General features: G+C 65.4%; 11 protein-coding genes. 3 read left to right on the top strand and 8 right to left on the bottom strand.

Annotated features, from left to right (window positions below; genetic code table 11):
• Position 1: 1 nt before the first annotated feature.
• The gene (locus tag CV1CTNOD_RS22360) at positions 2 to 1,945 is read right to left on the bottom strand and encodes an ABC transporter permease subunit (RefSeq protein WP_131787913.1); all 1,944 of its coding nucleotides are present in this window, start codon (positions 1,943 to 1,945) and stop codon (positions 2 to 4) included.
• Positions 1,946 to 2,025: 80 nt separating this feature from the next.
• On the opposite strand from CV1CTNOD_RS22360, the gene CV1CTNOD_RS22365 reads away from it, so the two are divergent.
• Positions 2,026 to 3,258 (top strand): ABC transporter substrate-binding protein, encoded by a 1,233-nt coding sequence (locus CV1CTNOD_RS22365; RefSeq protein WP_131787914.1) that lies wholly within the window; start codon positions 2,026 to 2,028, stop codon positions 3,256 to 3,258.
• Between the two features lie 190 nt (positions 3,259 to 3,448).
• Positions 3,449 to 3,841, top strand: a complete 393-nt coding sequence (locus CV1CTNOD_RS22370; protein ID WP_131787915.1) for an SCO5389 family protein — start codon at positions 3,449 to 3,451, stop codon at positions 3,839 to 3,841.
• Here CV1CTNOD_RS22370 and CV1CTNOD_RS22375 read toward each other — a convergent pair.
• The 7 genes from CV1CTNOD_RS22375 to CV1CTNOD_RS22400 form a co-directional block, all read right to left on the bottom strand.
• A complete protein-coding gene (locus CV1CTNOD_RS22375; protein WP_242606927.1) occupies positions 3,831 to 4,754 on the bottom strand; it encodes a metal ABC transporter permease in 924 nt (307 codons plus the stop codon). The genes CV1CTNOD_RS22370 and CV1CTNOD_RS22375 overlap by 11 nt on opposite strands.
• Positions 4,755 to 5,702, bottom strand: coding sequence for a metal ABC transporter permease (locus tag CV1CTNOD_RS22380; RefSeq protein WP_431607169.1), 948 nt, complete (start codon positions 5,700 to 5,702; stop codon positions 4,755 to 4,757). It lies immediately after the preceding gene.
• A gap of 99 nt (positions 5,703 to 5,801) precedes the next feature.
• Entirely contained in the window at positions 5,802 to 6,263 is a 462-nt protein-coding gene (locus tag CV1CTNOD_RS28465) for a metal ABC transporter ATP-binding protein (protein ID WP_431607170.1), read from the bottom strand.
• A 151-nt stretch (positions 6,264 to 6,414) separates the two neighbouring features.
• Positions 6,415 to 6,609: a hypothetical protein gene (locus tag CV1CTNOD_RS28470; RefSeq protein ID WP_431607171.1), complete on the bottom strand. Its 195-nt coding sequence runs from the start codon at positions 6,607 to 6,609 to the stop codon at positions 6,415 to 6,417.
• A 39-nt stretch (positions 6,610 to 6,648) separates the two neighbouring features.
• Entirely contained in the window at positions 6,649 to 7,596 is a 948-nt protein-coding gene (locus tag CV1CTNOD_RS22390) for a metal ABC transporter substrate-binding protein (protein ID WP_131787936.1), read from the bottom strand.
• A gap of 541 nt (positions 7,597 to 8,137) precedes the next feature.
• Positions 8,138 to 8,536: a PPOX class F420-dependent oxidoreductase gene (locus CV1CTNOD_RS22395; protein WP_131787916.1), complete on the bottom strand. Its 399-nt coding sequence runs from the start codon at positions 8,534 to 8,536 to the stop codon at positions 8,138 to 8,140.
• 293 nt (positions 8,537 to 8,829) lie between these two features.
• The gene (locus CV1CTNOD_RS22400) at positions 8,830 to 9,609 is read right to left on the bottom strand and encodes an SDR family NAD(P)-dependent oxidoreductase (RefSeq protein ID WP_131787917.1); all 780 of its coding nucleotides are present in this window, start codon (positions 9,607 to 9,609) and stop codon (positions 8,830 to 8,832) included.
• Positions 9,610 to 9,698: 89 nt separating this feature from the next.
• Here CV1CTNOD_RS22400 and CV1CTNOD_RS22405 point away from each other — a divergent pair, with 89 nt between their 5' ends.
• Positions 9,699 to 10,103: a winged helix-turn-helix transcriptional regulator gene (locus CV1CTNOD_RS22405; protein ID WP_131787918.1), complete on the top strand. Its 405-nt coding sequence runs from the start codon at positions 9,699 to 9,701 to the stop codon at positions 10,101 to 10,103.
• The last annotated feature ends 729 nt before the right edge of the window (positions 10,104 to 10,832 follow it).

The raw sequence follows: 10,832 nt of genomic DNA on the forward strand, positions 1-10,832 counted from the left end.
GTCACCGGGCCACCTCGGCGTGTCGGGCCGGCTGAGGTCGTCGGGCGTTGTAGGCAAGTCCCTCAGGGCGTACCACCACCAGAACGGCCAGAGCGACACCGCACAGCAGCGACTGGTACCGCGCGAGATGACCGAAGTTGTCAAGCACTGTGAACACCACGCCACCGGGTGCCAGCAGGCCGCCCAGCACCGCCCCACGCACGCTCATCACCCCACCGACCGACGCGATCGCCAGAAAGAACAGGGACGCGAACACCCCGAAGGAGTCGAACGACAGCCTGCCCTGACCGTAGCCGATCAGGCATCCGCCGAAACCGGCGATCCCGGCGGAGGCGGCTGAGGCGAGCAGCTTGGTCCGGGCGGCGTCGACGCCCACGGCCGATGCCGCCCGCTCGTTGGAGCGGACCGCAAGCATGCGCAGACCTGATGTCGAGGTACGCAACCGGGCCACCCCGAAACCGCATGCCGCGAACACCGCAAGGCTGAGCAACCCGTATTCCAGCCGCGGAAAACCCTCCCCGGCCACGCCGAGGTCGAACCCGAAAAGCTTGGGCGGCGGGACGACCGATCCGGCGAGCCCACCTGTGATCAGCGGATTCACAAATATGATCTCCTGGAAAGCGACCCCGGCGGTGAGCGTGACGATGGCCAGATCGACCCCTCGTATCCGCCGCGACAGCGCCCCGAGCACCAGGCCCGCGGCGGTGGCCGCCGCGGTGGCGAGCAGTGGCGCGAGCGGGAACGGCACGCCGAGGCCGCCCTGCAACCTTGCCAGCAGGAACCCGGCCACACCGGCCAGCGACATCTGCGCAAGGGAGAGCTGGCCGGCGAATCCGGTCAATACGACAAAGGACAAGCACACCACGGCGGCGGCCAGGCTACGTTCCAGGCCCAGCCGATAGGGGCCGGTAAGGACGAACAGCGCGAGCATTCCGACCGGCACGAGTACGGCGAGATCACGCAACGGACGTCCTGTCGGCTCCGCCCGAGGCAGCCGCGCGACCGACACGGCCCTGGCCCGCCCTGGTATCAGCTGGCCACGGGTAACCGCGATGGCAATGAGGGCGATCAGCGGGAACAACGTCCGCAGACCGGGCTGGTTGAGCCATGGAACATCATGCTGCAGGGGCAGGAGAACCGACTGAAGCATACCGAGCAGAAGCGCCCCGACGATGGTGGCACCGAACGACGAAAGCCCACCGAGCAGCGCCGCCGCGAGGGCGGGAACAATAAACAAGGTGTACGTGGAAGGGCTCAACACGCTGATCGGTGCGACCAGGATTCCGGCGAGCGCGCCGAGTACGGACGCCACGACCCAGCTCACCGCGGCGACGGCCTCGGGCCGGTAACCGAACTGTTCCACCGCTTCGTCGGACTCTGCGACCGCCTTGGTGGCGAGCCCGAACAGGGTCCACCGGGATACTGCCCACATGAGCGTGCCGATGGCCGCCACCAGCATCGCGAGCAGCGGGCGATCGATCGGAACGGTTACCCCGAACACGGAAAAGGACGCCTGCGGGAGCACGGAGTCGATAAACCTGTTGTCCGACCCGAACTGCAGTACCGCCAACGCCTGCAACGCAATCATGAGACCGACCGAGGCAACCAGGGTCAGGACCGGCGGGGCGTGCCGAAGAGGCCGAAATATGAGAAAGTACACAAGGAGGCCGAGGAGTGCGGCCATGGCGAGTGACACGGTCAACGCCAGCGTGAAGGTAGGACTGTCGGTCAAATGAATACGGGGCGGAAGGCCCACGACGGGCAGGACGATGTCCCCGACATCCCGCAGTTCCGCATACTGGTAGGTGACGTACATTGCGAACGCGGCGTGCGCAACATTGACTACCCCCGAGGCTCGGTGTATTAGCACCAGCCCAAGCCCCAGCGCCGCATACACCGCGCCTGCGCCCAGACCCAGGATCAGTGCCGCGACATACGTGGACACAACGCTCTCCAATCGACAGGGCAGTCCGTTGTGGACCAAGGCGGTGCCTTGCGGGCTAAGGCAGTGTAACTTCTGGCAATATGACGCTGTCCCGCCGTGTCGTCGCAGCAGCCGCAGTCACGTTGGTCGTCCTCGTGGGGTGCACCAGCCAGCGCGGCAGCCGATCCAACAGCCCAGGTCAAGCAGACAGCAGATCGGCAAACCACCTGAGCGGACCGCCTGTCAAGCTTGGCTTCGTCTCCATGGAGAACACCCCGCTCGGGTCGTTTCCCGAGACTCGGATAGCCGCCGAGAGCGCCGTCGCCTACGCCAACGCGACGCTCGACGGAGTTCACGGCCGACCTCTTGAACTCGTCCCCTGCGCAACAAATGGCTCACCGGAGTCGTCCCAGGACTGTGCCAACCGACTCATTGCCGCGGGACCCGTGGCCGTGGTCGGCGGGGTGGATCTGAGCACCGAGGCGGCCATGCCGCTGTATCAGCAGGCCGGCATTCCCTATGTCAGCGGATCACCTCAGCTGAGCGGGGAACTGAGCTCACCCAACTCCTTCTCGCTGACCGGCGGCACGCTCACGGAACTGCTCGGAATTACCGAGTACCTGACAGCGACCAAACACGCCACGAAGGTCCATGCCCTGTACGCGGACCTGCCCGGGCTCCTGACCGCCGCCATTCAGGGATCCCAGCGGATTCTACGGGCCAAGGGGGTGTCAGACGTCCTGCTGGTCTCAGAGAAGGTCGATACGGCGGACTTCGCCCCGGCCGTCAACCAGGTCGCGTCCGGGAATCCGGACGCAATCGTCGTCGTTTTCCCGGCCCAGTCGTGCGCCCGAATCGCTCAGGTTGCGGGCACACTCCAGGTGAAGGCCCCGATGTACTTCGTCGGTTCCTGCGCGACGCCCGCGGTAGCGCGTGCCGGCGGTCGGGCCACCGGGAACATCAACTTCGTCTCCGGTTATCTTCCGCTCGACGCCACCGGCGGTGACCAGGACACCAAGGCATTCCTGGAAAAAGTACCGGAAGCTTCGCGGTCACCCTTGTCGCAGGCGTCCTTCTCGACCGTCCTCACGGTACGCTCGCTGCTCGCCGAAACCGCACAGACGACCCCCACCGATCTTCGGAATGCTTTCAGGGCGACCCGGGAGCATCCGAACGTGATGGCCCATCCGTTCACTTGTGACGGCACCCAGATAAAAGTCTTCCCGTCGGTCTGCAATACGGCGGTACGAATCCTGCGGTGGTCCGACAACAGATTTGTCGGCGTCACCGACGCCTGGGTGGACGGGCGTGAGCTCATGAAGCTGATCAGCTGATCAGCCGCCACGCCGGCGCCGCTGATCGTCAGTGGCGCCGGCGGCCTACCCCTGCGGTCATCCGGCACCCGACACCTGACGACCGCCTCGGCACCCGGCGGCCACCTCAGCGCAATCCGTATTGACAACGGTTTCCAGATCGGAGACAGTTCGGCTCGGATGAACCGTCCCCGAGCGTCCAGGAGGTTCCGTGTCCCTGACCGTCTCCCCCGATCTGCTCGCGCAGGCCGAACGCGGCCACGTCGCGGACGACGCCTTCCTGGCCTGCGTGCGCGATTCACTGCCATACGCCTATGACCTGGTCGAACGGCTCGCCGGCGAGCTACCCGGCACCGATCGTGACTTCACGGACAATCTTGTCCCACCGCCGGACGACGCGGCACAGGGCCAGCTCCTGCGGGCAATGGCGAGCAGCGCAGTCCGGGCGGCTCTGGAACGACGCTTCGGCGTGGCGCTCGCCTTCCAGAACTGCCACCGCCTGGCCGCATTCCGTCCGGAGACGGTCGGCGGGGAGCAGTACCAGCGATTCGTCTCCAACGAAAGCCAGGTACTCAACCAGCAGCCGGAGTTCGTCAACTGCTGACGCCGGTGCCGGTTGCCGGCCCCGGCGCACCATGCGGATATGCGCCGGGCGCAGGCAACCGGCCCGGACCCTCCGCCGTCCCCGCACGAGCGCGCCGGCGACGGACCAGCGTCCCGGTAGCAGGGACGAGGAGCGCCGACAACACGAAGATTCCCGAAGCGGTGAGCACGATCGCGCCGCCGGCCGCCACAGACCACTGTTCGCTGATCACCAGGCCGATGACACTGCTTGCGACTCCGATGACGATCGAGAGCGTGGTCATGCCCCCCACGGTGTCGCACCACAGCCGGGCCGTCGCCGCCGGCGCCACGATCAGCGCGACCGAAAGGATCGTCCCTACTGCCGGCACCGAGGTCACGATCGTCACCTCGATCAGCAGCAGGAGGACGACGTCGAGCCGGCCGGCCGGATAACCGATCGCGACAGTCGCATCCCGGTCGAAGGCCCCGAACACGAGTTCCTTGGACAGCAGCGCGAGGACCACCAGCACGACGGCTGCGGTGATCCCGGAGGTCACCAGGTCACCGGCCTGCACCGTGAGGATGGATCCGACCAGATAGGCGGTGAGGTCCCTGGTGAACCCCGTCTGCGCCGACAGCAGTAACACCCCCAGCGCGAAGCTGCCGGACAGCACGACACCGGTGACGCTCGCGTTGTCGCCACGGGCCGACAGCGCGGCCACGGCAAGGACCACCAGGAAGCCGAAAATCCCCGAACCGAGGTAGATGTTGACGCCCAGGATCGCCGCGAGCACGACCCCCGGGAAGGTGGCATGCGTCATGGCCATCGCGAAAAAACTCAGCCGACGCAGTACCACGTGCACACCGACGGCACCGCACAGCGCACCGACGAACACCGCTTCGCCCAGGGCACGGCGGGTGTAGGAGTCCGACAGCAGACTCAGGACGGCCATCTAGCGGACACCCCCGCCCGTGTGCGTCCCCGGGGCAAGCCGGCCGGCCGAGAGCTCACCGACGTCCGCGACCTCGGGTGGCAGCTTCATGCGCCGACGCCGGCGACGCCGGGCAAGCGGGACGACGCCCAACGCAAGCAGATAGAACGCGACCAGCGCGAGCACGACCGTGGCACCCGAGGCCAGCCGTACCCCATGGTTGATCGACGCCTCATAGCTGGCCGCGAGCCCCAGCCATCCGCCGAGCATGCCGAGCAGGACCGCGAGCCCGGTCACGACCAGCAGACGATCGGACAGCAGCCGGGCGGTAGCCGCCGGAACGACCAGGAGCGCGATACTGAGGATCGTCCCGACGGCCTTGACCGCGGCGACGACGACCAGAGCGATAATCAGGTTCAGGGCGAGGTCGAGCAGCACGACGCGGTAGCCCATTGCCTGTGCGGTGTGCTGGTCGAACGTTCGCAGCAGCAGCTCCTTACGCAGCGCATACATCACCAGACTGACGACTACAGCCACCACTGCTGTCTGCGCGATTTGGGTGGAGTCGACGGTGAGCACACGACCGAACAGGAAGGTCGTCAGGTCGGCGGTGTAGGAACGCCGCCGCGAAACAAGCACGACCCCCAGCCCGAAGAACGAGGTCAGCAGGATCGCGAGCGCAGCATCCTGACTCACCCGTGCCCTGGCCGCAAAAGCGGTGAACAGTACCACCGCCAGGACCGCGAAAACCAGCGCCCCCGGGACGATCCCCGGTTCCCGCGATACCAGGTATCCGATGACGACCCCGGGGAAGACGGCGTGGGTGAGCGCGTCCGCGAGGAAGGCCAGCCGGCGCAGCACCACGAACACCCCGACACCCCCCGCCAACGCGCCGAGCAGCAGCACCTCGACCAACGCCCGCTGCATGAACGGCAGCGCGAACGGATCCACCAGCAACCGGCTCAGCACAGCGGACCCCTTGGCAGCGGCTCCCCCGTCAGCAGACCCCTTGTCAGCCGACGACCCGGGAACGAGCGATTCACACGTGCGTGACTCATACCGGGCGACTCACGAATGAGCGACGATGACACCCTCACCCCGCAGCTCGAGCGCGGAACTGCCGTAGGCCGCCCGCAGTCGGTCGGGGGTGAGTGTCGCCGCGGTCGGACCGAAACCGAACTGGTGCCGGTTGACCAGGCAGACGTCGTCGCAGGCCAGATGCGCCAGGGACAGGTCATGAGTGCTGACGACAACTGTGGCACCGGCCGCACGCAAACCTTCGATTGCCGACAGCAGCGCCTGCCGGGAGACCGCGTCCACACCGTTGAACGGCTCGTCCAGCAGCAGGAGCCTGGGCTGCTGGGTCATCGCCCGCGCGAGCAGCACCCGTTGACGCTGGCCGCCCGACAAGGTGCCGAAACGGTCGGCGCTGCGGTGGGCAAGCCCCACCGCGGCCAACGCTTCGGCGGCGATCAGCCGGTCGGACCGGCGCGGCCTGCGTACCCAACCGACCTGGCGGTACCGGCCCATCAGCACGACCTGCCCGACGGAGATCGGAAAACAAGATCAAGAGTGTCGGCCTGCGGGACATAGGCAACGTCCTGACGGGCCTGAGTCGGCGTCCGGCCGAGCACCTGGATGGACCCGCGGACGACCGGGACGAGCCCCAGAACCGCCTTGATCAAAGTCGACTTCCGCCCCCGTTCGGACCGATGAGCGCAACCATATGCCCCGCGTTCACCACCCCGTCCACATCCTCGAGAACAGGCACCCGGCCGTAGGCGACGCTAGCCCGATCGAAGACCACAGCGGGGGGACGGTCACCGGCTGCATCCACGAGTGACCCGGCGCCGACGTCGGCTCGGGGGTCCACCATCTGTCGCCCCACTTCAACGTGCCTCACCTGAGCCTTGCCTCACTTCAGCGCGTCAACGATTGTCCTGGTGTTGTGCTCCTCCATCTGCAGGTAGGTCGCGCCGTCCGAGCCCTGCGGACCGAGGGTGTCGCCGTACAGCGAATCTTCGCCCGCCACCACCTTGACACCCGCCTCCCGACCGATCGTCTCGGCCGTGTTCGGCGGCAGCGACGACTCAGAGAAGATCGCTTTGACTCCGATGGATCTGATCTTTTCGACAAGATCCTTGACATCGCGGCCGGACAGCTCCGCCGACGTGTCGAAACTCGGGATGATCGAGCCGACAAAGGTCAGTTGATACCGGTCGACGTAGTAGCCGAATGCGTCGTGGTTGGTCACCAACTTGCGGTCGGCGGGAGCCAGTGAGCTGATCTGCCGCGCGATGTCGGCGTCAAGTGCATCGATCCTGCCGTCATAAGCGGTGCGGTTGGCCTTATAGGCGACGGCACCAGCCGGGTCCTCGGCGGTGAACGCCTTCTCGATGCTGACAATCATGATCTTCACGTTGAGCGGATTGTGCCAGATGTGCGGATCCCCCTCCTTCTCCTCCTCGTCACCGTTACCTGAACGGATCTTCACTCCCTGACTGGCATCGACCCGGGTGCCCGTGAAACCCGCGGAGGAGATCGTCGCGTCGAGCCACTTCTCCAGGCCGACCCCGTTGGCCATGAGCACGTCGGCCTCACCGATGGCCTTGACATCCGCCGGTGAAGGTTCGCAGTCGTGCGGATCGACGTTGGGCTTGAGGATCTGGATCACCTGAACCCGGTCGCCGCCCACGGCACGCGCGAAGTCCGCGACCTGGGTGGTCGTCGCCACCACCTTGAGCTTCTCCGACGACGCGGCCGACGCGGACCCGCCGCCGGAACCGCAACCGGCGGCAAGCAGGGTGAGGAGAGCAAGCAGCGCAAGACTGGCAATGCCTGAGGATGAACGGGCCCGTGACATACGCAAGACGACTCCACCGTGAGGACGACTGCGTAATGAAAACGGTTCCCGGTTCGGGTGTCAAATCAGGATGCCACCCGTCCTCCCGGACGGCACCTGCCCTTCCGGACACCACCCGCCCTCCCGGACGGCACGTCACCGTCCGGACGTCATGTCGCCATCTCGTAACGCATTACAATCATATGATCATAAAAAGCGACCACACGTAGTGTCTCCGGAGCGGGCCATCCTGGCGGCACGCCATCTGACCGTTGGTGCGGCCCCTCGTATCAGGTTCACGCCGGAGCGCGTTTGAAAACCATGGACCTGCGTATACGCCTCGCTTTCGTCGGAGCCTGGTCGCTCGGAGCCTGGTCGCTCGAAGCCCGGGTCGGCACTCACCGGTCCGGTTCGCCGAGCCCGGACGACGGTCGAATTTCGGTTTTCGGCAGAACGCACGATTCTCGGACGTGCTCGCAGCAGCGCGCCCAGAACACGTCCGAAAGATGTCTCCTGGCCGATTATGGTGAGATACTGAAGCCGTACACCTGTCACACAACCGTCACCGGCCGACGTTGTGGATGACGTTTTGCGGTTTCACTCGAACCGTGATCCGCTGTTCACTCGACCGACGGAAAGGGTAACTGTCCGCCCCGAGATACTTTTTCGCAAGGTGATCGATGACGGCGTCGGCACCGTCGATCTCGAGGCGGGCCAACCCCGAGACGCTGACCAGGTGGTAAGCGTCATCCGGGTCGAGTACACCGATCGAAACCCGTGGGTCCTTACGCAGGTACCGCTCCTTGGCCCGACCGATCGCCGTGTTGAATATGATCTCGTCGCCATCCACGTCGACCCAGACAACCGTGCTGTGCGGCGACCCGTCCGGACGCAGGGTGGTTACCCAGGCGTACACCGGTCGGCTCAGCAGATTCCGGGCGTCCTCGTTGAGTGTGGCCATTGAGTTCCTCCTTGGTCGACATCGAGGTCACGTTCAGGATAATCCCAGATCCGGCGAGAAAATTTCCGGTCAAAGTAGCGAGCCTGCCTTAGATCTTGCATTCGCCGGGCGGGCCGGAAAATTCAAGCAGAACATCCAAAACAGGCTCCAAGCACCGAGGGCAGCGCGTTCGACCGGAAAACGGCGTCCGGACGGATACATCACGAAGCGGATGCCAAAGCCGCGGCCGGACAGAACCCGGTTGTGCAATCAGGTGAAGAGCATGTTTCCGACCGGACGTACCTTCGCCCGGGTCACGCGGTGGACGACGGTCCGCCGACCAGCACACCAAAGCCTGCATCAATGCGAATCAGTGCCCCTGTGACGCTCCGCATACCCACATCAACGGTTTGGCCGATCACCGCCGCGATGTCCTCGGGTTCGAGCACACGCTGCAGGACCGAGTGGGTTTCGAGATGCTTCTCACGCTCGGGCGTGAAGATCGGAGCGGTCGCCTCGGTGCGAACGCTGCCCGGGGCGATCGTGTTGACAGTGATTCCATATGACGCCGCTTCCGCGGCGACATGGCGGCTGAAGGTGTTCAGTGCCGACTTCGCCGTCGAGTGGGAGAGTCTGTTGGACCCCACGTAGTCGGCGGCGGTACTGGAGACGTACACGATCCGGCCGCCGCCATGACCTCGCATCGCCGCCAGTACCTGTTGGGTGACGAAGAAGGCCCCGGCGAGCTCACCGCTGACTTTGTTGATGAAGTCCTTCCACGCCAGGGATGCAAGCGGGGCAAACGGTGGGGCTACGGTGTTGGCGTTGCAGACCAGCACGTCGATACGGCCCTGATCAGCCAGAACGGCGTCGACCATCCTCTCAACCTGATCGGGATCACAGACATCGGCCTGAACGCACTGAGCGGTCGCCCCCGCGGCTTCGACGTCGAGGGCGACCGCACGGGCGGCATCGACGTTGCTCCGGAAATTGACCACCACGTGGTAGCCACGGCGGCCCAGCTCGCGGGCTGTCGCCGCACCAATGCCGCGGCCTGCCCCTGTGACCAATGCCACCTCACGTGATCCACTCATCGCGCCTCCATCTCGGGTCTCTGGTCTCGGGTAACCGTAATATAGGAGATTACTTTTGGTAAGAAGCCACTTCTGAGTATGCTCATAACATGAAGGTAGGTTCGCAGCCCTCCGAGAGCATCCAGGACGGTATGGGTGACGACGCGTTCCACAGCGGCTGTCCCGCTCGTACGGTGCTCGACCACGTCACCAGCCGCTGGGGCGTGCTGATCCTCACCGGGCTGGGCGCCGGTCCGCTCCGGTTCTACGAACTGCGGACGAAGATCGAAGGAATCAGCGAGAAGATGCTCTCCCAGACCCTGCGCACCTTGGTCCGGGACGGCCTGATCGAACGCACGGTGGAGCCCTCATCCCCACCCAAGGTCAGCTACAGCCTCACCTCGCTCGGCGAGGGACTGGCCCAGCCCCTGCGGCAGCTGTTCGACTGGATCCGGGACCATGCCCTGACGGTCAGCGCCGCGCAAGACCGCTATGACGCACGATCGAGCAGGTAGCCAGCCCCGGGAAGGCCGAATGCCCAGGTCCTCATCCCATCAGGGGCCCGGGGGCCTGGATCACTGATGCGGGTGCCCGTCCGGAATCCGGATAACCCGCGCAAAAGCCGTCTACCGGGCGGACAGCTCCAGAAGCTGCGGGACGCAATATCACCGCTGGCTGTCAGGTAGACGACAGTTTTTAGGAAGATACCCGCCGCCTACTCGACGACCGCTCCAGCCACTGTCGCTGCGACTCCTAGTAGTCGTCGCGTAGAGCAGCCGACGAGTGTTACTCTGCGTAAGAGCTTGGATCCAGCGAGCGGCTAGCTTGGCGCTTATCAGTTCAAGGAGCGGAGATGCCCTGGTCGGGGTCAGCGGGTCGGGGCAGGCTACTGCGGTGACCGCGCGATGATCTTTCTTTCGCGCTGCCGGAGGCCTGGGTCTCCGACTCACCAGAGGGCCAAAGGCAGCGCGATGATCTTTCTTTCGCGCTGCCGGAGGCCTGGGTCTCCGACTCACTGAGTAGGAGCGTCCGAGGACGGGGCGTTCGATCAGCCAGCGACGGCCGGGTGGATGCATCCACAAGCAGACACGCCGGGCCGGCATCGCCCCTTGGCCGTGACCGACTCCTGACAGTGACTGAATGCTCCGCACTCCAGAAAGGACCACATGACAACACTGACGGAGCGAGCTGGCCGGCCGGGCCGATCCGCCATTCTCGCTGACGCCTCTGTCATTCGCAACCTC

The sequence above is a fragment of the Protofrankia symbiont of Coriaria ruscifolia genome (assembly GCF_900634745.1).
GTDB classification, from domain to species: Bacteria; Actinomycetota; Actinomycetes; order Frankiales; family Frankiaceae; genus Protofrankia; species Protofrankia californiensis.

Coding starts and splice junctions, on each gene's coding strand:
- CV1CTNOD_RS22365 (WP_131787914.1), top strand. CDS start 2,026: ATGACGCTGTCCCGCCGTGTCGTCGCAGCAGCCGCAGTCACGTTGGTC.
- CV1CTNOD_RS22375 (WP_242606927.1), bottom strand. CDS start 4,754: ATGGCCGTCCTGAGTCTGCTGTCGGACTCCTACACCCGCCGTGCCCTG.
- CV1CTNOD_RS28465 (WP_431607170.1), bottom strand. CDS start 6,263: ATGGGCCGGTACCGCCAGGTCGGTTGGGTACGCAGGCCGCGCCGGTCC.
- CV1CTNOD_RS28470 (WP_431607171.1), bottom strand. CDS start 6,609: ATGGTGGACCCCCGAGCCGACGTCGGCGCCGGGTCACTCGTGGATGCA.
- CV1CTNOD_RS22390 (WP_131787936.1), bottom strand. CDS start 7,596: ATGTCACGGGCCCGTTCATCCTCAGGCATTGCCAGTCTTGCGCTGCTT.
- CV1CTNOD_RS22395 (WP_131787916.1), bottom strand. CDS start 8,536: ATGGCCACACTCAACGAGGACGCCCGGAATCTGCTGAGCCGACCGGTG.
- CV1CTNOD_RS22400 (WP_131787917.1), bottom strand. CDS start 9,609: ATGAGTGGATCACGTGAGGTGGCATTGGTCACAGGGGCAGGCCGCGGC.
- CV1CTNOD_RS22405 (WP_131787918.1), top strand. CDS start 9,699: ATGAAGGTAGGTTCGCAGCCCTCCGAGAGCATCCAGGACGGTATGGGT.